We start from the raw sequence: 23541 nt of genomic DNA on the forward strand, positions 1-23541 counted from the left end.
CTCCTGCCGCACAATCCGCCGTCCAAGCCCGCGAGGCAACAGGGAGGAATGGCAATGGCGACAGGTATGCAGAGGGTCCCCGGCCCCCGTTACAAGCACATCGTCGACGAGGAAGCGCCTTATGCAACGCTCACCGTCGACAAGCTGACGCCGATCATCGGCGCCGAGATCGGCGGCATCGATCTGTCGCAGCCGCTGAGCAACAAAGCGGCCGACGAAATCCATCGCGCGCTTGCCGAGAACCTCGTCATCTTCTTCCGCGACCAGCACCTGACCGAAGAGCAGCACCTCGCCTTCGGCCGCATGTTCGGTGACCTGCACATCCATCCGGCCGCGCCGCATGCGCCGGACCATCCCGAGCTGATGATCATCCACGCCGACAGGAATTCGCCGCGCGCCAACGGCGAGGGGTGGCACAGCGATGTGTCCTGCGACGAGGCGCCGCCGATGGGCAGCATCCTCTACATCAAGACCTGCCCGCCGAAGGGCGGCGACACGCTGTTCGCCAACATGTACGCGGCCTACGACGCGCTCTCCGATCGCATGAAGCAGTACCTCGAAGGTCTGACCGCGGTCCATGACGGCGAGGACAATTATCGCGGCACCTATGCTAACTTCGGCGTCAAGGACCGCCCGGTCTACCCCCGCGCCGAGCATCCAGTGATCCGCATCCATCCGGTCACCAAACGCAAGGCGCTGTTCGTGAACCGCGGCTTCACCCGCTACATCGTCGGCCTTCCGCGCGACGAGAGCGATGGCATCCTGCGCTATCTCTACGAACACATGGCGCATCCGCTGTTCCAGTGCCGCTTCCGCTGGCGCGAGAACTCGCTGGCGTTCTGGGACAACCGCTGCGCCCAGCATCGCGCGATGTGGGACTACTGGCCGCATACGCGCTCGGGCTTCCGCGTCACCGTGCAGGGCGACAAGCCCTATTGACGTGTTCCGACGTGGTCGTGCTGACCGGCGAACTCCGCCCGCGCCCTGCGGCGGAGTTGCGCCTCGCCTTTTATCCCCGCGGCTGAAACGCGGCGAGATGGTTCGGCGCATACGTCTGGGATGCGTATGTCTCGGGTGCGTATGTCTCAGAAGCGCACGGAGAACGGGCCCGTCACGGGCTCGGCCGGACCAACGATCGCGACCGCGTCAACCTGCGCCAGCGGCGGCCCACGCCGGCATGCCGCGAGCATCCTCTCGACGGTTTCCGCCGGACCGCTGAAGACCGCCTCGACCTCGCCAGTGGAAAGATTGCGCACCCAACCAGACAGGCCAAGGCTCGCGGCCTTGTGCCGGGTCCAGTCGCGGTAACCGACACCCTGAACGCGACCCGAGATACGAACGAGGATGGAGCGCTGGTCGGTCATTCGGGCCTCCCCGAATGCACTTACACCGACATGTCGAGCTTGCCGCCGACGCCGGTTGCGAGATTGGCCGATGACGTTGCCGCGGGCGTGCCGAGCAGCACGTTTACGGCGTCCGCCTGCGCATTCAGGTTCATCTTCAGCATGCGTGTTGCCACCGCCTGCTGGGTTGCCCCGGCCTGCATCGTGACCAAGCTTGCTGCGAGCGCTGCGACATCCATAAGCGATCTCCGTCTCCGACACTAAAGCGCGACGAGATTGAGATGAATCATCCTCGCGCTTTAGCTTATTGTTTAAACATGATCTTTTCGGAAAACCACTTCACACGTTTCCGGATCATGCTTTAGCGGGCAGCAGTTAACGAATCCTCGCAGCCCGCTTTACGGGACACCACGCCGCAACCGTCAGCGGGTCGGCACCGGCTTCTCGCCGCGGTAGTCGTAAAAGCCGCGCTGCGATTTGCGGCCGAGCCAGCCGGCCTCGACATACTTCACGAGCAGCGGGCAAGGGCGATACTTAGAGTCTGCGAGTCCCTCGTGCAGTACCTGCATGATGGCGAGGCAGGTATCGAGGCCGATGAAGTCCGCAAGTTCCAGCGGCCCCATCGGATGATGTGCGCCGAGCTTCATCGCCGCGTCGATCGCCTCGACGTTGCCGACGCCCTCGTACAGCGTGTAGATCGCCTCGTTGATCATCGGCAGCAGAATGCGGTTGACGATGAACGCCGGGAAATCCTCCGAGACGGCGATCTGCTTGCCGAGCGAGGTGACGAATTCCTTCGATGCCTCGAAGGTCGCATCCTCGGTGGCGATGCCACGGATCAGTTCGACCAGCTCCATGCGCGGCACCGGATTCATGAAATGAATGCCGATAAAGCGCTCGGGGCGGTCCGTCGTCGCCGCCAGGCGCGTGATCGAAATCGACGATGTGTTGGAACCGATGATCGCAGTCGGCTTCAGTACCGCGCAGAGATCATGGAAGATCTTGCGCTTGATCTCTTCCTTTTCAGCCGCGCTCTCGATGACGAGGTCGCAGTCGGCGAGTTGATCGAGGCTCGTCGCCGGCGCGATGCGTGCCATCGCCGCCTTGCGCGCCTCGTCAGTGATCGCACTCTTCACCACCAGACGCTTCAAATTGCCTTCGATGGTCGCGAGCGCCGATTTGACGCGATCTTCGGCGACGTCGTTCAGCGCGACGTCGTACCCCGCCATCGCCGCGACATGGGCAATGCCGTTACCCATCTGGCCTGCGCCGATTACCCCGACTTTTCTGATGTTCATGGCCGTCCGTTTGGTTTCGTAAGGCGGGGCCGTCCCGCGTCGCCCTGCTGCCCCGATCTTAACACCGGGCGGGAATGTGTCATCCGCCCGATGCCGTCTTCGCGTGGCGATCCGGTCACGTCGGACCGGATGCCCTATCGTACCGCCGCACCCACCCTCCGGATCCGTCCGAGGGTGGAGCGGGGCGGGTTACTTGCCGGCCTTCGCCAGCTCTGCCGTCAATTCAGGCACTGCCTGATAGAGGTCCGCGACCAGGCCGTAATCCGCAACCTGGAAGATCGGCGCCTCTTCGTCCTTGTTGATCGCAACGATCACCTTGGAGTCCTTCATACCGGCGAGATGCTGGATCGCACCGGAAATGCCGACGGCGATATAAAGTTCCGGAGCGACCACCTTGCCGGTCTGGCCGACCTGCCAGTCGTTCGGAGCATAACCCGCATCGACCGCAGCGCGCGATGCACCGACGCCTGCGCCGAGCTTGTCGGCGAGCGGCTCGATGTACTTGGTGAAGTTCTCGCGGCTCTGCATGGCACGGCCACCGGAGACGATGATCTTCGCCGAAGTGAGCTCGGGACGATCGCTCTTGGCGACTTCCTCGCCGACGAAGGTCGACAGGCCCGGGTCGGCCGCCGCGTTCGCGTTCTCCACCGTGGCGCTGCCGTCGTTGCCGGCCGCAGCGAAGGTCGAGGTGCGAACGGTGATGACCTTCTTCTTGTCGTTCGACTTCACGGTCTGGATCGCGTTGCCGGCATAGATCGGACGTTCGAAGGTGTCCGGCGAGACCACCTTGATCACCTCCGACACCTGCATCACGTCGAGCAATGCGGCGACACGCGGCATCACGTTCTTGTAGCGCGAGGTCGCGGGCGCAACGATCGCGTCATACTTGTCGGCGAGCGAGACGATCAGCGCGGCGAGCGGCTCGGCGAGGTCGTGCGCATAGAGCGCGTTGTCGGCGAGCAGCACCTTCTTCACGCCCGAGAGCTTGGCGGCCGCATCGGCCGCGCCCTTGGCGTCCTGTCCGGCGACGAGCACATCGACGTCGGCTCCGAGTGCCGCAGCCGCCGTGAGCGCCTTGTTGGTCGCGTCCTTGACCGACGCGTTGTCGTGTTCGGCAATCAGCAGCGTAGCCATCAGATAACCCCGGCCTCATTCTTCAGTTTCGACACAAGCTCGGCGACGTCCTTGACCTTGACGCCAGCCTTGCGGCCCGGCGGCTCGGTGGTCTTCAGGACTTCCTGACGCGGCGTCAGGTCGACACCGTAGTCAGCGGCGGTCTTCTCGCCGATCGGCTTCTTCTTGGCCTTCATGATGTTGGGCAGGCTCGCATAACGCGGCTCGTTCAGGCGCAGGTCGGTGGTGACGATCGCCGGCCCCTTCAACTTCACGGTCTGCAGACCGCCATCGACCTCACGCGTCACCGTCACGTCGGACCCGTCGATCACGACCTTCGAAGCGAAGGTCGCCTGCGACCAGCCGAGCAGCGCGGCCAGCATCTGGCCGGTCTGGTTGGAGTCGTCGTCGATCGCCTGCTTGCCGAGGATGATCAGGCCCGGCTTCTCTTCGTCGGCGACGGCCTTGAGAATCTTCGCGACCGCGAGCGGCTCGACGGTTCCCTCGGCCTTGACCAGGATGCCGCGGTCGGCGCCCATGGCGAGACCGGTACGGATCGTCTCGGTGCACTGCGCCGGGCCGATCGAAACGCAGACGACCTCGGTCGCCTTGCCGGCCTCCTTGAGGCGGAGCGCTTCCTCAACGGCAATTTCGTCGAACGGGTTCATCGACATCTTGACGTTGGCGAGCTCAACACCCGAACCGTCACTCTTGACGCGGATTTTAACGTTGTAATCAACGACCCGCTTCACTGGCACAAGAACCTTCATCGGTCCCCTTTCGTCTTCATGGCAATGGTGGCTGATGGGCGCGGAACCTACTGGCCCCGTCTAGCGCGGTCAACGCGGCAAAGGGGTTTTTTGGACGGTTTGGGGGCGTTCCAGCCTCAACGGTTCTGACCGGGCACCCACAGCACGTCCGCCCTTCCGTTATCGTTCATCGCGCGGGCGGCGACAAACAGAAAGTCAGACAAACGGTTCATATACTTAAGCGCAGCGGGGCTCACCGGCTCGTCGCTGCGCGCCGCAAGTTCGGCCATCAGCCGCTCGGCGCGGCGGCAAATCGTCCGGGCGACATGCAGATACGCCGCCCCGGCATGACCGCCGGGCAATACGAACGAGGTCAGCGGCGCCAGGTTCGCGTTCAGCTCATCGATATCGCGCTCCAGCCGGTCCACCTGCGATTGCACGATCCGCAGCCGCTCGGCCTTGCCCGGCCGGTCGGGAACTGCGAGGTCGGCGCCGACATCGAACAGGTCGTTCTGAATGGCGGCCAGCATCGTGCCGAGCCGGGACGCAGCATCGATATGCAGCCGGGCGACGCCGATCGCCGCGTTGGTCTCGTCAACAGTTCCATATGATGAAACGCGCAGGTCATACTTCGGCCGGCGCTCGCCGGAGCCCAGCGCTGTCGTTCCGTCATCGCCGGTGCGGGTATAGATGCGATTGAGGACCACCATCACGTCATCTCCCGGATATTCGCCTTCCCGCTCGCAACCCGACGCCAACGCCGCCGCGTCAGCGCCCCATCGCCCACAGCGCGGCCATCGCCACGATGATCGCGACGAACTGCAACAGCACGCGCAGCCGCATCAGCCGCTGCGAGGTGTCCGGCGAGCCGCCGCGCATCATGTTGAGCAGCCCCAGCAGTAGCACCACCGCAACCGCAGCGATCGCGACCGGGACCAGAAAGTTGCTCAGAAAACCTGCCATGCCGATTCAACCATATCCTCTTTCAATCTATCTAACATCTGGATTGCCGAGTCGCCATGCAGGCGGCTCCGGGTTAGGATCGGCCGTTGCGGAGCGGCTGCACGTCTGAACTGCATGGACAGGCGTGGCACATATCGAAGTCGAAGGCCCGCGAATGGCGTCGCGAGGGCCTTCCGAACGGGAAGGACCTTGGAACGATGCGGGCGAGTCGGCCGTGAAATACGTCCGCTACATCTATCGCGTTTCGATGCACGCCTTCGAAAAGTTCCTGATCGATGACGGCTGGGCGATCGCCAGCCACATCGCGCTGTCGGCCTTGATGGCGCTGTTTCCGTTTCTGATCGTCATCACGGCGCTGGCCGGCTTCTTCGGCTCGGCGCAGCTCGCCGACCAGGCGGCCGAGCTCATCCTCGACACCTGGCCCGAGCGCGTCGCCAATGCCATCGCCGGCGAAATTCACAACGTCCTCACCCGCGCGCAGGGGGGCGTGCTGACCATCGGCCTCGTCCTGGCGATCTACTTCGCCTCCAACGGGGTCGAGAGCCTGCGTGTCGGCCTGAACCGCGCCTATGGCGTGGTGGAAACGCGGGCCTGGTACTGGCTGCGGCTGGAATCGATCGGTTATACGCTGCTCGCGGCGGTGTCGCTGCTGTCGCTCGCCTTCCTGATCGTGCTGGCGCCGCTGCTCATCGCCGCCGCGCGGCACTACTTCCCGATCGAGATGGAAATCAACGAGTCGTTCATCACCTTCGCGCGGCTCGGGCTGGCGACGCTGTCGATGATCGTCGCGCTGTTCATCGTCCACATGTGGCTGCCCGCAGGGACTCGCAAACTGTGTGACATCGTGCCCGGCATCCTGCTGACGATCGTCGGCTCGCTCGCCTCCGGCACCCTGTTCGGCAAATATCTCGAGGAATTCGCCAACAACTACGTGACGACCTATGCAGGTCTCGCGTCGGTCATCATCGCGCTGGTGTTCCTGTATTTCATCGCCTCGATCTTCGTTTATGGCGGCGAGTTCAACGCCGCGATCATGAAGACCAAACTGCCCGACAGCGACAGCAAGCCGACATAGGCGCGTTGCGCGGTCACGGCGCCGCCCGCGCAGACGCCGGCAAGACCCCGGCCTGGCCGGAGGCCGCGCGGATGTCCTGCAGCCGCCGCTGCTGTCCGACATAGAGCTTCGCCGCCTCGCTCGAGAACAACTCGCCGGAGCTGTCGTCTTCGCTCCAGGGCGTCATCGCCAGATCGGTGTAGGCGAAGCGCTTGGGGTCGCGCTTGATGCCGAGATAGATCTTGCGCAAGCGTAGATAGAGTGCACCCCAGCGCACCAGCTTGACCGCGGTCTCGCCGTAGTAACGTGGATAGAACCGCCAGACCGGCTCCAGCGGCTGGCCCGGCCGACGATCCTTGCGGAATTTCCGCCGCAGAAATCCGGTTTCGAGCGGGTGGATGTTCTCGAAGTCGATGCTGCCCTTGAACCAGGTGATCAAGAACAGCGCGTTGCTGGCATTGCCGCCGCTGGAGGCCACGCGGCGCATGATCGTCGTGATGTGTTCCGTCGTATAGTAGCGCTGCCATGCCATCCGGTAGGCACGGTGCCATTCCTCCGCCGACATTTTCGCGTGCGTGGTGCAGACGTGATTGGTGTCGTAGCGGTTCAAATCGGCATCGAGCGGCGCACCCGCCCGCACCAGCGTCTGGTGATCCTCCGAGCCCGGCAACGGCGTCAGGCAGAAGAACTCGAGCAGATCGACGGGCAGCTCGCGCTTGATCACGTCGATGTCGTGCATGATCGACTCGGGCGTATCGTTGGGAAAGCCCAGGATGTAACCGGCATAGGTGATGACCCGCGCGGATTTCCAGGCCAGCAGCATCTGCCGGTACTCAGTGATCTTGTTCTGCTTCTTCTTGGCTCCCATCAGGTTCTGCGGGTTGATGTTCTCGAGCCCGATGAACACGCGGCGCACGCCCGCCCGCGCGCATTTCGCGACGAAGTTCGGCAGCTTGTAGCAGAGCGTATCGACCTGGATGATGAAGCCGATGTTGAGCTTCTCCACCTCGCGCAGATGGATCAGGCGATCGAGAATTGCCTCCCAATCCTTATTGCGGGCGAAGTTGTCGTCGGTGATGAAGAAGCTGCGCAGGCCCTGGGCATAGTTGACCCGGACGATCTTCTCGATGTCGTCCGGCGAGCGGCGGCGCGACTTGCGCCCCTGCACGTTGATGATGGTGCAGAACGAGCACTGGTAAGGACAGCCGCGCCCGGCGTCGAAGCTGGTGACGCCTCCGGCCGTGCGCAGCGCCCGCTGCGCCGCCATCAACGGGATCGGCGCTCCCTCGATCGGCGGCAGGTCGTTGATGAAGTTGTAGAGCGGCTTGAGCTTCGAGGCCATCGCGTCCTGCAGCACCTCGTCGAGCCGTCCTTCAGCCTCGCCCGCGAACAACGACACGCCCATGGCGCGCGCCCGATCAAGATCCGCATCGACCCCTTTCAGCATGCTGTGCACGCCCGAAACGTGGAAACCGCCGATGCAGACGTCGATGCCGAGATCGCGCAGCGCGCCGGCGAGATCGAGCGCGCGCGGAAACTGGTTCGACTGCACGCCGACCATCAGCACCATGCCGCTGCCGGCGGCGCGGATCATGCGGGCGAGTTGCTTCGGCCTGATCCTGGTGTTGGTCTCATCGAGCGCATGGATCTCGATGCGGACATCGGCGCCGAGCGCCGCCCGCTCGTCGCAGTCCTGGGCGATGCCGTATAGCGCCGCTAGTGAATTGGAGGGGATCGGCGAGCGCATCCATTGGATGACGTAGCCGTCGTCGTCGTAATGCGAGGGTTTGACAAGCACGAGACAAAAACGCCGTTGCGGCTGCATGCTTGTCGTCCAATCGACTGGAGATGACGTGATATCAGATAACGTGACATTGGGTCATGGTGGCCCATGCACCCGCTTGCCGCAAGGCACAATCCGGGCTGTTTCGGCCGGCCGATTGGAATTGTTTCAGCCCGCGACTCGCAAATGCCCGCATTCCGCCTTCAAGCTGCCGTCATCATGACCGGGGTATCGCAGATGCATGACGACTGCGCAGAATTCTGGCCACCGTCTGGGCGAGCGCCCGCGGTGACACCGGTTTGAGGAGGAAAGCATCGGCCCCCGCAGCCAGCGCCGGCTTCTCGTCGCTGTCGCGCCCCGACACGCCGATGATCGGAATGCGCCCTAACCCTCCGGTCCGGGCGCGAATCCGTCGGATCGCCTCGACGCCGTTAATCCCCGGCAGCACCATATCCATCAACACCAGATCGAAACCGCCTTGCGCCAGGCGATCGCCCGCATCCTCGCCGCGGCCGATGAACTCGGTCTGGTGCCCGAGTTCCTGCAGAATGGCGTTCAGCACGACACGACCGAACGGATTATCTTCGACCGACAGGATGCGGAGCGCCCGCGGCGACTCGAATGCAATGTCATCGGCTGCATCCTCGGCCTCCGGCGCGAGGTCCAGCATCGCCGTGAGCGTGAACACGGCACCGCCGGTCCGCTGAGCCGCAACGGTGACATCGCCTCCCATGGCACGCGCGAGCTGCCGCACTGACGACAGACCGAGCCCGGCCCCGCCAAACCGCTGCGCGATCGAGACGTTGGCCTGCGAGAACGGGCGGAACAGGCGGCGAAGCTCGGCGGCGGAAATGCCGATGCCGGAGTCGGCCAGCGCAAAGTGAATGCCAGCCTTGCCTTTCGGCGCGCGGGCGCGATGCACGGTCATGACGATGGCGCCGGCGGCGGTGAACTTCACGGCATTGTCGATCAGGTTCTCCAGCGCCGCCCGCAACCGCACCGCATCGCCCAGCACGAAGAGCGGCAGATCCTCGGCGACCGCGATGGTGGTCGAAAGACCTTTCGCCGCGGCGCGGCCAACCAGCGAATCGGCTGCGGTCCGCAACAGCGCGCGCAGATCGAACACGTCATGGCGCAACGTCAGTGCAGACGCCTTGCTGCGCGCCGCATCGACGAACAGCGTCGCCAGTGCCGACAGGTGCTCGGCGCTCGCCTTGATGGTCTCGACCCAGCGGCGCTCGCGCTCGCCGAGGTCGGAGGTCGCAAGCAGATCGCTGATCGCCAGCACGCCGGTCAGCGGCGTGCGCACCTCATGCGCAAAGGTGGCGAGCACCGCCTCGATCACCGGCAGTTGCGCCGACGATCCTCGCCCGCTCACCGGCGCGTGCAGCGTCTTCTTCTTGGTAGTGAGGCTCTTGTTCTTGCTTGCAGGACTCTTGAGCGCCTTCTTTCGTGGCGTCTTTTTTCCAGATGTCTTCTTTCGAAACGGCTTGGACGGCGGCACTGTCCGCGCGCCGGAGTGCCCCGGCGTGCGCTTGCGCGGCATGGCCGACCCCTGCCCTGCCCTTGCGCGTCCTGTCTGTCGCTTCGCTATCATCCGTCACCCTGCCCGGCGGCACCTTGGCACGAAGCGCGCTCGCGAGTCACGCACGCGGCAATCCGATCCGCGCACGAATATCGTCCGCGGTGAGACCCGCAGCACGCAACGCACGCAGCGACGTCGCATGGGTCGATTTCGACAGCTTCCGCCCATGCTCGTCGCGCACGAGTGGGTGGTGGCGATACAGCGGCGCCGGCAAATCCAGCAATCCCTGCAGCAGGCGATGGACGCTGGTCGACCAGAACAGGTCCTGGCCGCGAATCACATGCGTCACCCCCTGCAGGGCATCGTCGATCACCACCGACAGGTGATAGCTCGTCGGCGTTTCCTTGCGCGCGACGATCACGTCGCCCCAGCGCTCGGGCGTGGCAACCATCGTACCGGTCTCACCGGCTGGACCCGTGCCCTGCTCCTGCCAGGAGAGCGGTCCCGTTCTTGCCACCGCTGCCGCCGTGTCGAGCCGCAACGCATAGGGCGCGTCGCTTGTGATCAATGCCGCACGCGCATCCGCATCCATCGTTCGCGCCGCACCGGGATAGAGCGGCGCGCCATCGGGATCGCGAGGCCATGGCCCCTGTCGTTCCCGTTCCGCCACCAGGCGTGTGATGTCGGCGCGGCTCTCGAAGGCCGGATACACCAGCCCCGCCTGCTGCAGCCGCTGCACCGCTTCGCCGTAAACGGACATGTGCTCGGACTGGCGCCGCACCGGCTGTTCCCAGGCGATGCCGAGCCAGGCGAGGTCTTCATAGATCGCGGCTTCGTAGTCCGCGCGGCTGCGCGCGCCGTCGATATCCTCGATCCGCAGCAGGAAACGGCCGCCCGACGCACGCGCGGCCTCGAAGTTCAGCAGCGCGGACAGCGCGTGGCCGAGATGGAGATAGCCGTTCGGGCTCGGTGCAAAACGGAAAACGGGTGGCATCGCTCTCGCTCGTGGTGACAGGCACGCCGCTGTCACACCTCATCTGCCATTGCCGGGGTTGACCCGGCAATCCATCTCCCGTGAAAGTTCATCATGCAAGACGGACTGCACAACAATCCGAACCGAACGTCGCAGCAACCCTCCGCCATGCCGTTCCACCTCGAAACCCAGGCGGATCTCGATCGCGCTTTGCAGGCGCTCCGCAGCCAGGATCGCCGGCTCGACCCCATCTTCGAGATGGTGCTGCAAGCGGCAGGACCGCCTGCCCTGCGCCGCCGCGCGCCAGGTTTTGCCGGCCTCGCCTCGACCATCTGTGGCCAGCAGCTCTCGACCTTCGCGGCGGCCGCGATCTGGGCGCGGATGGTGGAGGCCTATGACGAGTTGCACCACGACCACATTCGCCAGGCCCGCGCCGACAAGCTGCGCCGCCTGGGCCTTTCCGTCGCCAAGATCAAGACGCTGAAATTCATCGCCGGCGAGATCGCCGCAGGCCGCCTCGATCTCGCAGCCCTCGCCGACGCGCCCGCAGACGCGGCGCACGCGGCGCTGACGAAGCTGCACGGCATCGGTCCATGGACCGCCGACATCTACCTGCTGTTCTGCCTCGGCCATGGCGACGCCTGGCCCGCGGGAGACCTCGCCATACAGGAGGCGGTCCGGATCGGCCTCGGCCTGCGCGCGCGGCCGACGGTGAAGGAGATGGCAACCCTCGGCGAAGCCTGGCGGCCGTATCGTGGCGCCGCCGCCCACCTGTTCTGGAGCTACTATAAAGTCGTCAAGGCGTCCGGATTCGATCCGATGCCGCCGGAGAAAAAGGTCAGGCCCGCAGCTCCGGCGAAGGCCACCACGAAGGCGCGAACGGCTGCGAAAACGCGCAAGCCCTCATCCGCGGCAACGCGCAAACCGGCGAAGTTCGCAACATCCCAGAAGCCTCGCAAAGGAGCCGCACGTCATGGACGCTGAACGGTCCCGCCTGGACGGCCCAAGCATCCCGCCACTCTCCGGCACGACGCGACAGCTCGTCGTGTTCCTGCATGGTTACGGCGCCGACGGAAACGACCTGATCGACATCGGCTACGCATGGCGCGCGCTGCTGCCGGATGCGACTTTCATCTCTCCGGATGCTCCCGAGCCGTGTGCGGAGATGCCGATCGGCCGGCAGTGGTTTGCGATCGACCGCAGCAATCCCGCCGCCCGTTGGAACGGCGTCACCTCCGCCGCCCCCGTCCTGCATCGCTTCCTCGACGACACGTTGCAACGGCACCAACTGCCACCAACGGCGCTCGCCCTGGTCGGCTTCAGCCAGGGAACGATGATGGCATTGCATGTGGGTCTGCGCCGGAGCACTCCACCGCTCGCCATCGTCGGCTATTCCGGGCGGCTGACCGCGCCGAATCAGACCGACTTCGCCGCCATGCAGGCCGAGGTCACGAGCCGACCACCGGCGCTGCTGATCCATGGCGATATGGACGAGGTCGTTCCGCCTGCCTCGCTGGAATTCTCCGCAACCGGCTTGAAGACACTCGGGATCACACCGGAAACCCATATGTCCCACGGCATTGGCCATGGGATCGATGAAGAAGGACTGCGGCTCGGCGGACAATTTCTCGCACGCGCCTTTGCCGCGGCCCGTGAATAGAGTTCGGGCCGGCGCCCGAACCCTCTTCACAAGCATGTCACGGTCCTTGTAGACTATGCTTAAGGAATTGCTTCCGAATCTCAAAGGAGTTTGGAGCGTTACTTGAACGTGCACGTGTCACACCACGGACATCCGGCGAGTGGATTCCCGGCACTGGTGCTGAATGCGGATTTTCGTCCGCTCAGCTATTACCCCCTCTCGCTCTGGTCCTGGCAGGACGCCATCAAGGCGGTGTTCCTCGACCGCGTCAACATCGTCGCCAATTACGATCACGCTGTCCGCAGCCCGTCGTTCGAGATGCTGCTGCCGAGTGTCGTCTCGCTCAAGTCGTTCGTGAAGCCGACGACCCATCCCGCCTTCACGCGCTTCAACGTCTTCCTGCGCGACAAGTTTTCCTGCCAGTACTGCGGTGACGGCAGCGACCTGACCTTCGATCACATCATTCCGCGTTCGAAGGGCGGCCAGACGACATGGGAGAATGTCGTTGCCGCGTGCTCGCCGTGCAACCTGAGGAAGGGCAACATGACGCCGCAACAGGCGCACATGTTCCCGACGCAAGCGCCTTACCAGCCGACGGTGCATCAGCTGCATCGCAACGGCAGGCTGTTCCCGCCGAACTACCTGCACGACAGCTGGATGGACTATCTCTACTGGGACACCGAGCTCGATCCGTGATCCCGCGCGGCTGCCATCGCCACGGATACTCGCCTCGCATCCTACACCCCACATCGGCTCGCCGCATGACGCGCTGAGCAACGCTCAGCCGGAGAGCCGCAGTGCGGCGCCTCACGCGCGCTGCCAGCACAATCTCACATTCCGTCATCTGCAGTGGGCGACTTTGCCGAAATGGCTAAGCATGATCTGGAAAAGTGTGAAGCGGTTTTCCGAAACGATCAGGCTTCAACAGTGAGCTAAAGCGCGGGAATGATTCATCCAAATCTCATCGCGCTCTAGTGGCGGCCGATGAAATCCAGCACTGCGCGGTTGAAAAGCTCCGGCTGCTCCATCGGCACCGAATGCCCGGCGTCGGCGATCGCCACGACCTCCGCCTGTGGAATGTGCCGCAGCCATCGCGCCATCAGTGTCGGCGGCGCATACAGGTCGGCACTGGCGGTGATGGCCAGCATCGGCGAGCGAATCTGCGCGATCTTGGCGAATGTGTTTGGCGTGCGCAGCGGTTGCGCCGGCGCATCGGGCTGACGCGCCTGCTCCTGCGCATGGGCCCAGGCGGCGGTGCGCTCCGGCTCGGCGGCACGGAACGACGGGCCGATCTCGCGGAACAATTCGGGCAGGTCGTAGAACCCTGGAAACATCAGGTTCTGCCGCACCTGCTCCATCTCGGGCTCGCTGAACGAGCCGGTGCTGGCGGCAACGGTCAGGCTGCGCAAGGTCTGCTGCCGCCACGATCCATAGTCCAGCGCGACGAAGCCGCCGCCGGCAACGCCGAGCAGATGGAACGGCGGCAGCCGCAGATGATCGACCAGGGCGGCGAGGTCTTCGGCGACGCTGCCGGGCTGCGGTCCGCTCGCGGCATCGGCGATGCTGCCGCCCCAGCCGCGGCGATCGAAGGCGATCACCCGATAGCCCGCCGCCGTGAATGCCGCGAACTGTGGCTCCCAGCTCAGGCTGGTGCCGGTGTTGGCATGCAGCAGGACGAGCGGCACACCCTCGCCGCCGCTGTCGCGATAGCACAGCCTGACGCCGGGCAGGCTCGCATGGTTCGGTTGCGGGGTGGCGGAGATCGAAGACGTCATCATGGCCTACACAATCATATCAGAGCGCAGCGGATCGCTCCCACAATCAGACGATCGACGAAAAGATCAAGCGCGACAAAGCGCATGTCCCCAAACGCGACGGCATGCGCGATCGCTGCATGCGACCGAGCCGATGTTCGTACCGCACTGGAGAACAACGCGACGGCAGCACACCGTCAAACCTCACCTGTTCGCACCGACCGCCGCACCGCCAGCAGTGTCACGAGCGCGATCAGGCTCAGCGCCGACGACACGATCAGCACCGCGCCACCCATCCGCTCCATGACGAGGGCGAAGCCGAGCGGCGCGAGCGCCTGGCAGATGCGCGAGGGCGCGCCCAGCAGGCCGAGCCGGTAGCCGTAATTGTCCGGACCGTAGATCGCCAGCGGCAGCGTGCCGCGCGCGATCGTCAGGATGCCGTTGCCGGCGCCATGCAGCAGCGCGAACACCGCCGCGGCACCGCCGCCGAACAGCGCGATCACGGCGGCCCCGAGCGGATGCGTAAAACACGCGAGCCGCGTGGAAACGACCGGATGATAACGGCTGAGCACGCTGGCCTCGAGCAGGCGCGCGGCGACTTGCGCGGGACCGATCATCGCGCCGGCGAACACCGCCTGCGCCGGCGACGCGCCGAAGGCCTCGACGATGCGCGGCAGGTGCGCCGCCATCGCCGATGTCACCGTCCAGGCCGCAGCGAAGGCAATCGCCAGCAGCAGCATGGTCCGGTCGATCGCGATGTGCGGCTTGACGTTCGACGTCATCGGCACCGGCTTCGCATCCGTGCGCGGCAGGAACAGCAGGTTGAGCGGCAAACCGATCAGCACATGCGCGAGCGCCCATCCGTAGCAGGTGCCGCGCCAGCCGAGCATGTCGAGCCCCAGCGCACTGAGTGGCCAGCCGACCGTGCTGGCGAAGCCAGCGATCAGCGTGATGCCGGTGATCGGTCCGCGCGCCGTGTCGCCATAGATGCGCCCGAGGGCCGCGAACGCGGCATCGTAAAGACCAAGCCCCATGCCTACGCCGAGCAGCAGCCAAGCCAGCGCCATCATCGACGCCGTCTGCGATGCGCCGAGCAGGACAAGGCCCAAAGCGAACGCCAGACTGGAGAGCGATAGCACCTGCCGGCCGCCCGAGCGATCGATCCAGCGACCAACGCGCGGACCAAGCAAGCCGGACAACACCAGGGCCGCGGAGAACGCCGCGAACAACCACGTCTCCGATAGGCCGAGGTCGCGCGCGATCGGACCGGCAAGGATCGCAGGGAGATAATAGCTGGAGGCCCAAGCCAGCGTCTGGGTGATGCCGAGCGGAATGACGATCGACAACCGCAGCCGCATCATCTCACCGGACCGACGCGGCGGACGATGTCCCGGTGTCGTCAGGGAGCGTGGTATCGCCCGGCCCGAGCGGCCGCTGCATCAAAACGCTGTCGACCCAGCGGCCGAACTTGAACCCGGCGGACTTGAACGTGCCGACCGGCTGGAATCCCTGCGCCGCATGCAGCGCGATCGATCCGGCATTGCCGCTGTCGCCGATCACCGCGATCATCTGCCGCCACGGCCCCTGCTCGCAGCGCGCGATCAGCTGCGTCAACAGCACCGTGCCGACCCCCTTCCCGATCAAGCCCTCGGCCACGTAGATCGAATCCTCGATAGTGTGGCGATAGGCGGGCCGCGGCCGATACGCCGATGCGTAACAGTAGCCGGCGACCTGCCCATCCAGCTCAGCCACCAGATACGGCAGCCCCTGCCTCAACACCGCGGCGCGGCGTTCCAACATCTCATCGCGCGACGGCGGCGTCAGCTCAAATGTCGCCAGACCATGCAGCACATGATGGGCATAGATCGCCTGCACGGCAGCCATGTCAGCGTCCTGCGCGTCACGCACCTGGGGCGCTGCGCCAGCAGCGCACTTCACGCCCGCACGCTGTCCGGTCTCCGCATTCCATCCCGGTTTCATTGCGATGCCGTCCTCGATCCGTTCAATATGCCGGCCGCGCCGGACAAAGCCAACATCGTTCAGGAGCCGGTCGTCACGCATACGCAACGCGCAGTCCTGCGAAGCCTCGTGCAGCAGACGGGCAAGCAGGCGCCACAGCATGGTCCAACGTTCCAAGGGCCTCGGCCAGCGTCCTTTATGGTTCGCGTTCAAAAGTAGCCGTTCAGACTCATAAAGGAAGATTTTACAAATTATGCTTGGCATGAGACTTTCTTATGCATGAAGTCGCTCAACCTCGACTATCTGCGCACCTTCCTCGACGTGCTCGAACTGGGCAGCTTCTCAGCCGCCGCCGAACGATTATCGCTGACCCAGCCGGCGGTCAGTCTGCAGATCCGTCAGCTCGAGCAACGGCTCGGCGTGCGATTGATCGAACGGATCGGCCGCCGCGCCCAGCCGACCGCCGCCGGCGCCGCGCTCGCCGGCTATGCGAGCGAGATCGACGCGTTGAGCGCGCGCGCGATCGAGGAGGTCGCGCGCCACGCGAAGGGCGTAGCCGGCCGGGTGCGGATCGGCACCGGCGCCACCGCCTGCATCTTTCTCCTGCCGCCGATCCTGCGCGACTTGCGGCGCAAATTTCCTGCGTTGCAGATCACGGTCTCCACCGGCAACACCGCCGACATCGTCAAGGCCGTGGACGAGAACAGCATCGACGTCGCGCTGGTGACGCTGCCCGCCGCGGGCCGGATGCTCGAGATCACACCGGTCCTCGACGACGAGTTCGTCGTCATCGCACCGCGGACGATGCAATTGCCACAGCGGCTCACGCCGCAGGCGCTGGCCGCGCTTCCCATTTTGCTGTTCGAGCCCGGCGGCAACACGCGGCGGATCTCCGATGACTGGTTCAGACAGAGCGGCATCGCGCTGAAGCCGGTGATGTCGCTCGGCAGCGTCGAGGCGATCAAGGAACTGGTGCGCGCAGGCCTCGGCTGCGCCGTGCTGCCCGGCATGGCCGTACAGCAGGCGAAACATCGCAAGGAGCTGATCGTGCGCCCGCTCACGCCGAAGCTGCACAGGACGCTCGCACTGGTGATTCGCCGCGACAAGCCCTTACACCGCGGCCTGAAAGACGTGGTTCTTGCACTCAAGAACGTGGCGCGCCCTGCGCATGCAAAATGATTCACACCCGCACAATTACGCGACTCAAAAAATTTCAGATGACTCGCGCGTCACGCAATACGCTGCAAGCGCGACGTTCGCCACAGTCGATCCGCAACACCAGTGCTGGATCAAAGGGTTCCTGTCGCCGCCGCCATAGGCGTTGCCGTTTCGTAAGCGCGGTCGCAGAATCCAGGCGTTCGTTAATGCTAAAATTCGAGCGTTCCCCTGAACGAACCGGTACGACGTTGCTGACATGCTGCCGCACGATCTGATTGAGGGTTCAAATGGCGGCAAAATCCAAACAGCAAGACGCGCGAAGCAATGTCCTCGTATTCCGGCGGCGCGACGACCGTGCGCCGCTCGCGATCCAATGCGAGGACATCAAAGCGGTCGCGATCTGCGTCCACTGCGGAGGTTGGCTTGCCGAGGGTGAATCCGCCGACGACTGTTCGAGCGCACGCGTCTCGCAGACGGTGTGACGGCTCCGCGGCGTACGCGCGCGGCATAACGGCCGCGCTGTTCCTGTCCGGCCTTACCGACACCACTGAAGTCAACGCAAGCAGATGCGGCTGGCGGATTCGTCCATCTGCCGGAACAAGCCGGCGCTCCCCTGTTTGCGGCGGCATGTAGGCATGCGCCTGCCGCGCTTCCCTCGTTTGCTGCACAGCAGTAATTTGCGGTCCGACAGTTTGCGCGGCTGAATGGCCCGCGCCCTCCGACCGGACGACGCACGGCTTTGCATCAGCCCCTTTCCTCCTCCACCGCCGCCTCCAGCCGACGCATCGCGCTGGTCCGGACCGCCGAAGCGCTGGCGATCGGCGCCTGTGGCGGCACCATCTTCCATTGGCTCGGCTTGCCCGCCGGGTTCCTCTCCGGCGCCATGCTGGCGGTGGCCATCCTGGCGCTGGCGGGCCGGCCGCTGGCGATGCCGCAGCCGCTGATGCATGTGACGACCGCGACGCTCGGCATCACCCTCGGCTCGGTGGCGACGCCGGAAATGATGCACGGCATGACGACCTACCCGATCAGCCTGACGCTGCTCGGGATCGGCACCGTCTGCGTCACACTCGGCTCGATGCTGTATCTGCGGTATGTCCACGGCTGGAGTGCACTGTCGGCGCTGCTTGGCGCTGCCCCCGGCGCGCTGTCGCAGATGGTGGCGATGGCGTTGGAAACCAAGTCGGACCAGGCGGGCGTCGCGATCGTGCAGACGCTGCGGGTCGTCCTGCTGGCGGTGTTCCTGCCGATGGGGCTGGCGCTCGCCGGCCTGTCGGTGACCGGACCCGGCGCCGGCCGGCTCGCGGTCGCCGACACCGCGTCACTGCCACTCCTGGTCGGCGTTTCGTTCGCCTCGGGCTATCTGTTCTATCGGATGAAATTCCCCGGCGGCTGGATGTTCGGCGCGATGATCGGCTCCGGCGTGCTGCATGCATTCGGCATCGTTCACGGCGGCCTGCCCTTGTGGGTGGTGAACACCGCGATGATCGGCATCGGCTCGATGGTCGGTACCCGCTTCGCGACCATCGGCCTCGATGCGTTCCTGCGCTATCTCGCCGCCGGCATCGGCTCGCTGGTGGTGGCGCTGGTGCTGATGGTCGCCTTCCTCGGCCTGACCATCTGGCTCGCCGGTGTGCCGGTTCAAGACGCGACGATGGCGTTCGCGCCCGGCGCGATGGACGTGATGATGGCGGTCGCGCTGACCCTGCACCTCGACCCGATCTTCATCAGCGCCCACCACCTGTTCCGCTTCATCGGCGTGTCCTTGCTGATGCCGCTGGTGGTGCGGACGGTGGCGCCGAAATCGACGGAAATCCCGGAGAACGAGATCTGACGTCAGGCCGCGTGGCCGCGCGTCCGCGTAATCCCCCAAAGGGCGATCAGCATCATCAACCCGGAGATCAGCGCGTTGTAGCCGGCGAGCGAGAGACCGAGGAAGCGCCACTGCACCTCGTCGCAGCGGATCACCTTCACGGTATCGAGCCGCTGCAGCAGGCTTCCCGCACTGCCAAGATCACTGACCGGCCCACTGCAGGTCGCAGGTCCGGGCCAGAATCCCCACTCGACGCCCGCATGAAACGCTCCGAAGATCATGTTGGCGAACGCCGCCAGGGCCAGCACCGCGAGCCCCGCCACCGCCACGCCGCGCGGCAACCGCTGCGCCGACAGCGCCAGCACGGCGCCAAGCACGATCGCGAGGTAATAGGCGTAGCGCTGCTCGAGGCACATCGGACAAGGCTTGATGTCCAGCACATGCTCAAAGAAGAGGGCCCCGCCAAGCGTGGCAATGGCAATCGCCGCGATCGTGCCGGCGGCCTGCGCGGCGGCGCGCGAACCGCTGTTGATGAACCTCGGCGGGTGGGTCTGCATCAGCAAGGCATTCACTCCGTTTTCAGCGTGGTAACGCGACCCCTGTGACCTGTCGAGGCAGGGGTCGTTCACGAACGCTTGGGTGTGTGCCCTCCCGGCCGCGCGGATCGAAACGCAAGCCGGCCGACGGATCGACGGATCAGAGGCTTTGCAGCCCGGCAACGAAGGCGCGCTGGAACGCGGTGAGATCGGCCTCCGGCAAGTCCGACGCCGCAACATAGGTCGCTCCGCCATCGCGCCAGCTGATCGCGTGATATCCCGCGATCGTCACAGGCGCGATCGTCTCCGCACCCGCAAGCGCGGCCGCGCATCGCCAGCCTCGCCGGTCCAAAACTTGACCGAGAGAGACTCAGCCCGTGCGCGATTTATTCCCGGATCGGGGCCCGGCCGGCAGCCTTTGGCGTTGACCGCGACCGGCTGGCCGCTATAGTCCGCCCGCTTCGAGGGGCTGCGCCGCCAATCCGTCCAGGATCAGCATGCACGTCCCGCGAATGCCCCTGTGGCGGAACTGGTAGACGCGCTCGACTCAAAATCGAGTTCCGCAAGGAGTGCTGGTTCGATTCCGGCCAGGGGCACCATTCTCCCCGGCTTCTATCTTCCAAACGATCTCTTCCCGACCTTTCCAACACACTTTTCACTCATGGAGCCGGCCCGCTGACGAGTGGTGTGTCCGGAGCCTGGGACGTTATCGACAAATCCAGCAAGAAGCGCTGTCGCATCATCTTCAAGCCGGAGCTGACCATCGGCGGCTCGGAGATCGCTGTCGCCAAGGGATGCGAGAGACGTTTCCGATCATGGGCGAGATCACCGCCTGGCCTCTCTATGAGAAGAGTGGACCATCGGCTTGGTCGATGCGACGCGGAAGCTACGCATCAGCTTCAGCACGCCCGACGCCGCAATGCCGCCGAGCCGGAAACCGACGGCATCTGCACGATCCTCAAACGCTGAGGCCGCGGCTTATTCCCGATCCGCACCGGACACGCGCTCAGCTCGGTCGCCAAGTGGCGGAAGTTCGCCACCTCCTCGTCTTCCACTTGGCGGCAAAGCGCCAACGCCGTCGCCAGCAAGCGTTTGCGCGAGCGAATCGACGCATTCCGCCTTATTTTGGCGGCCTTCGTTCGCAGTTATCATTCAGACAACGTTCAGGCGCGACCGCCTCTGATCGCTGCCATTTCATCAGGACAGGGAAACATCGTCATGATGCGGCGCATCCTGTTTGCACTCGTGGTGATCGTCGGCTCCGGAGCATGGACATCGTCGCATGCCCAGGGCCAGGAAAAACGGATCGCCTTCGTCGTCGGCAATGCCGCCTACCAGAAAGATCCATTGCCGACCGCCGCCAATGACGCGGGCCTGATCGCCCAGACGCTGCAGGCGGCCGGCTTCGATGTGGTCGGCGCCCGCGATCTCGATGGCGAAACGCTGCGGCGTTCGTTCCGCGACTTCATTCAGAAGGCGCAAGCCTCCGGCCCCGACACCGTCGCCTTCGTCTATCTCGCCGGTTACGGCATGCAGCTCACCGGCGAGAACTACTTCGCCCCCACCGACGCCGCGATCGCCCGCGACACCGACGTGCCGGTCGAGGCGCTGCGGGTGTCCGACTACATGCGCCAGCTCGCCGCGCTGCCGCTCAAGGCATCGATCGTCGTCCTCGATGCCGCCCGCGCCAACCCGTTCGCCAAGGACGGCCAGCCGCTGGCCGGCGGACTCGCGCTGGTGGAGCCTGACCCGAAGACACTGATCGCCTTCAACGCCGCGCCCGGCACGGTCGCCCCCGAGGGCGCGCCGCCCTACGGCGCCTATGCCCAGGCCCTGGCGGAGATGATCCGCACCGGCGGGCTGACGCTGCCCGAGGTGTTCGACCGGGTGCGCCTGCGCGTCACCGACGTTACCAAGGGCGCGCAGATTCCATGGAATGCGGAGAAGCTGGATGGCAGGTTCGTGTTCTTCGAGCGTGGTCCGGATGCGCCGCAAGTGCAGGACCAGAGTGCTGCACTGCGCAGCAAGCCGATTCGCGAGTTCGACGCACGGGAGGCGTTCGTCGCCGCAGTCGAGCGCGACACCATGCAGGGCTACGAGGACTTCCTCGCTGCCTATCCGAGCGATCCACTGGCAAAGCGCGTGCGCGCCATCGTCGCCGCGCGGCGGGAGGCCATCGTCTGGCGCCGCACCTATCGCACCGATACGCCGCCCGCCTACTGGTCTTATCTCGACCGCTATCCACGCGGGCCGCACGCGGCCGATGCGCGCCGCCGGCTGGCGATCCTCGCCGCCGCGCTGGAGCCGCCGCCATCCTACGAGCGCATCGTCTATGACGTGCCGCCACCGCCACCGGACGAGATCGTCTATGTCGATCGCCCGGTGCTCGCCTTCGACGATCCGGTGTTCGCCTTCGCCCCGCCACCGCCGCCGCCGGTGTTCTTCCTGCCACCGCCGCCGCCGGATTTCGTCGTGCTGCCGCCACCGCCGCCACCGGTCGGCATCTACGTGCTGCCGACCCCCGCCTTCGTGCCGATACCGACCTATGTCAGCGCGCCGGCCTATGTGGCGCCGCCACCGAACAACATCATCTTCGCCAACATCCACAACACGACGGTCATCAACACCGTCATCAACAATCCGGCGCCGGTGGAGCATCCGCCCGGCCCGCCCGGAGCGCCTCCTGTCGCGGGCGGCGGCTTGAAGGCCGCGACCGCGGCGGCCGCAGCAGCGGCGGCCGTTGCCCTGCCCGCCGCCGCAGCCGCGCTGCCGCCTGCGGCGATGCAGAAAGTAAATATGATGCGGCAGCAGCGCCCGCCCGGGCCGGGCGCCACGCCCACCTCGCTGCCGCCGGGAGCACCGCCGAACGCGATGCAGAAGCAGGCGCCACCTGCACCGGGCTCCGCGACGGCGCCGCCGAATCCGAATGCGGTGACACCCAATGCCCACGCCCTGCCGGGAATGGGCGGCCAGCCGCTGCCGAAAACGAACCAGACATCGCTGCCTCCGAACGTACCGCCTGGAAGCAAGCCGGCCGCGACCAATCCGGCTGCGATGCAGAAGCAGCCGCCGGGCGCACCGCCCGCGCCGGGCGCGGCGCCATCCGCCGCCACGCCGCCGACGACGGCCCCAGGCGCCAAGCCCGCGGCCAACATTGCCAACGTCCCGCCGGGTCATGGACAGCCGGCGCCTGGACAACCAGGCCAGCGACCAGCAGCGCAACCAGCCCAGCCGGGCGCAGCGTCTGTCAGCCCTGCGGTCAAACCGCTGCCGGGCATGCAGACGCCGAAGCAGGGTGCGGGTGGACGGCCCGTCGCATCGACGCCACCTCCGGGACAGCCGCCGCAGCCACCAGCACCTCCGCCGGGCCCGAAGACGATGCAGCGTCCGACACCGCCGCCGGTCGCGCATGCGCCGGCCAACATGCCGCCGCCGAACATCGTCCGGCCCGCGCCAACGCCGCCGGCTCCCCGCGCGGCGCCACCGCCGCGCATGGCAACGCCGACCCCACCTTCGCCGCGGATCGCCCCACCACCTCCGCGCGTCGCGCCGCCACCGCCACCGCGGATGGCTGCGCCCTCGCCGCCACCACGGATGGCGCCTCCTCCGCCACCCCGGGCAGCACCACCGCCGCCCCCGCCGCGCATGGCCGCGCCGCCGCCACACATGGCGCCACCACCACGGCCGCAGCCGGCCGCGGCAGCCCGACCGGCCTGCCCACCCGGCAACGAGAAGTGCAAACGCTGATCGTAAGCTGATCGCTTGAAGCCTCCGGTTCTGGTGAGAACCGGAGGCTTGCGTTTGTGCGGCGCGTTTTTCTGCGCACGTGCTGATGCCAGCCGGATCACGCCGGGGAGCGGGCTTCGTTCGAAAACGCGCTC

23 protein-coding genes and 1 tRNA gene are annotated in these 23541 nt (G+C 65.7%); 9 read left to right on the forward strand and 15 right to left on the reverse strand.

The window, feature by feature from the left end; translation table 11 throughout:
• The first annotated feature begins 54 nt into the window (after nt 1-54).
• Nucleotides 55-939, forward strand: a complete 885-nt coding sequence (locus X566_RS05085) for a TauD/TfdA dioxygenase family protein (protein WP_409337811.1) — start codon at nt 55-57, stop codon at nt 937-939.
• A gap of 146 nt (nt 940-1085) precedes the next feature.
• Here the strand turns inward: X566_RS05085 and X566_RS05090 are convergent, their stop codons facing one another.
• From X566_RS05090 to X566_RS05120, 7 genes are all read right to left on the reverse strand, one after another.
• Nucleotides 1086-1364, reverse strand: a complete 279-nt coding sequence (locus tag X566_RS05090) for an acylphosphatase (protein WP_034464055.1) — start codon at nt 1362-1364, stop codon at nt 1086-1088.
• 20 nt (nt 1365-1384) lie between these two features.
• Nucleotides 1385-1582: a putative motility protein gene (locus X566_RS05095; protein ID WP_034464057.1), complete on the reverse strand. Its 198-nt coding sequence runs from the start codon at nt 1580-1582 to the stop codon at nt 1385-1387.
• A gap of 183 nt (nt 1583-1765) precedes the next feature.
• Nucleotides 1766-2641 carry a 3-hydroxybutyryl-CoA dehydrogenase gene (locus X566_RS05100; protein WP_034464059.1) on the reverse strand — a complete coding sequence of 292 codons (876 nt, stop codon included), beginning with the start codon at nt 2639-2641 and terminating at the stop codon, nt 1766-1768.
• Between the two features lie 189 nt (nt 2642-2830).
• Nucleotides 2831-3775, reverse strand: a complete 945-nt coding sequence (locus tag X566_RS05105) for an electron transfer flavoprotein subunit alpha/FixB family protein (protein WP_034464062.1) — start codon at nt 3773-3775, stop codon at nt 2831-2833.
• Nucleotides 3775-4524, reverse strand: coding sequence for an electron transfer flavoprotein subunit beta/FixA family protein (locus X566_RS05110; protein WP_034464065.1), 750 nt, complete (start codon nt 4522-4524; stop codon nt 3775-3777). The genes X566_RS05105 and X566_RS05110 overlap by 1 nt, the downstream gene beginning before the upstream one ends.
• A 116-nt stretch (nt 4525-4640) precedes the next feature.
• Nucleotides 4641-5213 carry a cob(I)yrinic acid a,c-diamide adenosyltransferase gene (locus tag X566_RS05115; protein WP_034464068.1) on the reverse strand — a complete coding sequence of 191 codons (573 nt, stop codon included), beginning with the start codon at nt 5211-5213 and terminating at the stop codon, nt 4641-4643.
• Between the two features lie 58 nt (nt 5214-5271).
• Nucleotides 5272-5466, reverse strand: a complete 195-nt coding sequence (locus tag X566_RS05120; RefSeq protein ID WP_034464071.1) for a twin transmembrane helix small protein — start codon at nt 5464-5466, stop codon at nt 5272-5274.
• 214 nt (nt 5467-5680) lie between these two features.
• On the opposite strand from X566_RS05120, the gene X566_RS05125 reads away from it, so the two are divergent.
• Nucleotides 5681-6541, forward strand: a complete 861-nt coding sequence (locus X566_RS05125; RefSeq protein WP_034464073.1) for a YihY/virulence factor BrkB family protein — start codon at nt 5681-5683, stop codon at nt 6539-6541.
• A gap of 13 nt (nt 6542-6554) precedes the next feature.
• On the opposite strand, the gene X566_RS05130 is transcribed toward X566_RS05125, so the two are convergent.
• From X566_RS05130 to gluQRS, 3 genes are all read right to left on the reverse strand, one after another.
• Nucleotides 6555-8345, reverse strand: coding sequence for a radical SAM protein (locus tag X566_RS05130; protein ID WP_034464075.1), 1791 nt, complete (start codon nt 8343-8345; stop codon nt 6555-6557).
• A 175-nt stretch (nt 8346-8520) separates the two neighbouring features.
• Nucleotides 8521-9849, reverse strand: a complete 1329-nt coding sequence (locus X566_RS05135) for an ATP-binding protein (protein ID WP_081740059.1) — start codon at nt 9847-9849, stop codon at nt 8521-8523.
• 97 nt (nt 9850-9946) lie between these two features.
• A complete protein-coding gene (gene gluQRS, locus X566_RS05140; protein WP_034464077.1) occupies nt 9947-10822 on the reverse strand; it encodes a tRNA glutamyl-Q(34) synthetase GluQRS in 876 nt (291 codons plus the stop codon).
• Between the two features lie 93 nt (nt 10823-10915).
• Between gluQRS and X566_RS05145 the strand changes: the two genes are divergently transcribed.
• The 3 genes from X566_RS05145 (at nt 10916) to X566_RS05155 (ending at nt 13136) form a co-directional block, all read left to right on the forward strand.
• Nucleotides 10916-11785, forward strand: coding sequence for a DNA-3-methyladenine glycosylase family protein (locus X566_RS05145; protein ID WP_409337812.1), 870 nt, complete (start codon nt 10916-10918; stop codon nt 11783-11785).
• Nucleotides 11775-12461, forward strand: a complete 687-nt coding sequence (locus tag X566_RS05150) for an alpha/beta hydrolase (protein WP_034464080.1) — start codon at nt 11775-11777, stop codon at nt 12459-12461. The genes X566_RS05145 and X566_RS05150 overlap by 11 nt, the downstream gene beginning before the upstream one ends.
• Nucleotides 12462-12563: 102 nt before the next feature.
• A complete protein-coding gene (locus X566_RS05155; RefSeq protein WP_034467935.1) occupies nt 12564-13136 on the forward strand; it encodes an HNH endonuclease in 573 nt (190 codons plus the stop codon).
• Between the two features lie 275 nt (nt 13137-13411).
• Here the strand turns inward: X566_RS05155 and X566_RS05160 are convergent, their stop codons facing one another.
• The 3 genes from X566_RS05160 to X566_RS05170 form a co-directional block, all read right to left on the reverse strand.
• On the reverse strand, nt 13412-14218 hold the full coding sequence (locus X566_RS05160; RefSeq protein WP_051443887.1) for an alpha/beta fold hydrolase: 807 nt from the start codon (nt 14216-14218) through the stop codon (nt 13412-13414).
• Between the two features lie 173 nt (nt 14219-14391).
• Entirely contained in the window at nt 14392-15555 is a 1164-nt protein-coding gene (locus tag X566_RS05165; RefSeq protein ID WP_034464082.1) for an MFS transporter, read from the reverse strand.
• A 1-nt stretch (nt 15556) separates the two neighbouring features.
• Complete coding sequence (locus X566_RS05170; RefSeq protein WP_081740215.1) at nt 15557-16174, reverse strand: GNAT family N-acetyltransferase; 618 nt, start codon at nt 16172-16174, stop codon at nt 15557-15559.
• A gap of 258 nt (nt 16175-16432) precedes the next feature.
• Between X566_RS05170 and X566_RS05175 the strand changes: the two genes are divergently transcribed.
• The gene (locus X566_RS05175) at nt 16433-17332 is read left to right on the forward strand and encodes a LysR family transcriptional regulator (RefSeq protein ID WP_034464086.1); all 900 of its coding nucleotides are present in this window, start codon (nt 16433-16435) and stop codon (nt 17330-17332) included.
• Between the two features lie 718 nt (nt 17333-18050).
• Entirely contained in the window at nt 18051-19145 is a 1095-nt protein-coding gene (locus tag X566_RS05185; protein WP_051443888.1) for an AbrB family transcriptional regulator, read from the forward strand.
• 2 nt (nt 19146-19147) lie between these two features.
• Here the strand turns inward: X566_RS05185 and X566_RS05190 are convergent, their stop codons facing one another.
• Nucleotides 19148-19681: a disulfide bond formation protein B gene (locus X566_RS05190; RefSeq protein WP_034467946.1), complete on the reverse strand. Its 534-nt coding sequence runs from the start codon at nt 19679-19681 to the stop codon at nt 19148-19150.
• A 139-nt stretch (nt 19682-19820) separates the two neighbouring features.
• Entirely contained in the window at nt 19821-19952 is a 132-nt protein-coding gene (locus X566_RS25425; protein WP_275451013.1) for a hypothetical protein, read from the reverse strand.
• A 222-nt stretch (nt 19953-20174) separates the two neighbouring features.
• On the opposite strand from X566_RS25425, the gene X566_RS05200 reads away from it, so the two are divergent.
• Nucleotides 20175-20259: transfer RNA gene (locus tag X566_RS05200), tRNA-Leu, on the forward strand.
• 622 nt (nt 20260-20881) lie between these two features.
• Nucleotides 20882-23407: a caspase domain-containing protein gene (locus X566_RS05205; RefSeq protein ID WP_034467949.1), complete on the forward strand. Its 2526-nt coding sequence runs from the start codon at nt 20882-20884 to the stop codon at nt 23405-23407.
• Nucleotides 23408-23541 lie beyond the last annotated feature (134 nt).

The organism is Afipia sp. P52-10, from assembly GCF_000516555.1.
Lineage (GTDB): Bacteria > Pseudomonadota > Alphaproteobacteria > Rhizobiales > Xanthobacteraceae > P52-10.

Excerpts from the sequence above, each read along its gene's own strand:
- X566_RS05085 (WP_409337811.1), top strand. The coding sequence starts at position 55 with ATGGCGACAGGTATGCAGAGGGTCCCCGGCCCCCGTTACAAGCACATC.
- X566_RS05090 (WP_034464055.1), bottom strand. The coding sequence starts at position 1,364 with ATGACCGACCAGCGCTCCATCCTCGTTCGTATCTCGGGTCGCGTTCAG.
- X566_RS05095 (WP_034464057.1), bottom strand. The coding sequence starts at position 1,582 with ATGGATGTCGCAGCGCTCGCAGCAAGCTTGGTCACGATGCAGGCCGGG.
- X566_RS05100 (WP_034464059.1), bottom strand. The coding sequence starts at position 2,641 with ATGAACATCAGAAAAGTCGGGGTAATCGGCGCAGGCCAGATGGGTAAC.
- X566_RS05105 (WP_034464062.1), bottom strand. The coding sequence starts at position 3,775 with ATGGCTACGCTGCTGATTGCCGAACACGACAACGCGTCGGTCAAGGAC.
- X566_RS05110 (WP_034464065.1), bottom strand. The coding sequence starts at position 4,524 with ATGAAGGTTCTTGTGCCAGTGAAGCGGGTCGTTGATTACAACGTTAAA.
- X566_RS05115 (WP_034464068.1), bottom strand. The coding sequence starts at position 5,213 with ATGGTGGTCCTCAATCGCATCTATACCCGCACCGGCGATGACGGAACG.
- X566_RS05120 (WP_034464071.1), bottom strand. The coding sequence starts at position 5,466 with ATGGCAGGTTTTCTGAGCAACTTTCTGGTCCCGGTCGCGATCGCTGCG.
- X566_RS05130 (WP_034464075.1), bottom strand. The coding sequence starts at position 8,345 with ATGCAGCCGCAACGGCGTTTTTGTCTCGTGCTTGTCAAACCCTCGCAT.
- X566_RS05135 (WP_081740059.1), bottom strand. The coding sequence starts at position 9,849 with ATGCCGCGCAAGCGCACGCCGGGGCACTCCGGCGCGCGGACAGTGCCG.
- gluQRS (WP_034464077.1), bottom strand. The coding sequence starts at position 10,822 with ATGCCACCCGTTTTCCGTTTTGCACCGAGCCCGAACGGCTATCTCCAT.
- X566_RS05145 (WP_409337812.1), top strand. The coding sequence starts at position 10,916 with ATGCAAGACGGACTGCACAACAATCCGAACCGAACGTCGCAGCAACCC.
- X566_RS05150 (WP_034464080.1), top strand. The coding sequence starts at position 11,775 with ATGGACGCTGAACGGTCCCGCCTGGACGGCCCAAGCATCCCGCCACTC.
- X566_RS05160 (WP_051443887.1), bottom strand. The coding sequence starts at position 14,218 with ATGATGACGTCTTCGATCTCCGCCACCCCGCAACCGAACCATGCGAGC.
- X566_RS05165 (WP_034464082.1), bottom strand. The coding sequence starts at position 15,555 with ATGATGCGGCTGCGGTTGTCGATCGTCATTCCGCTCGGCATCACCCAG.
- X566_RS05170 (WP_081740215.1), bottom strand. The coding sequence starts at position 16,174 with ATGAAACCGGGATGGAATGCGGAGACCGGACAGCGTGCGGGCGTGAAG.
- X566_RS05175 (WP_034464086.1), top strand. The coding sequence starts at position 16,433 with ATGAAGTCGCTCAACCTCGACTATCTGCGCACCTTCCTCGACGTGCTC.
- X566_RS05190 (WP_034467946.1), bottom strand. The coding sequence starts at position 19,681 with ATGCAGACCCACCCGCCGAGGTTCATCAACAGCGGTTCGCGCGCCGCC.
- X566_RS05205 (WP_034467949.1), top strand. The coding sequence starts at position 20,882 with ATGCGGCGCATCCTGTTTGCACTCGTGGTGATCGTCGGCTCCGGAGCA.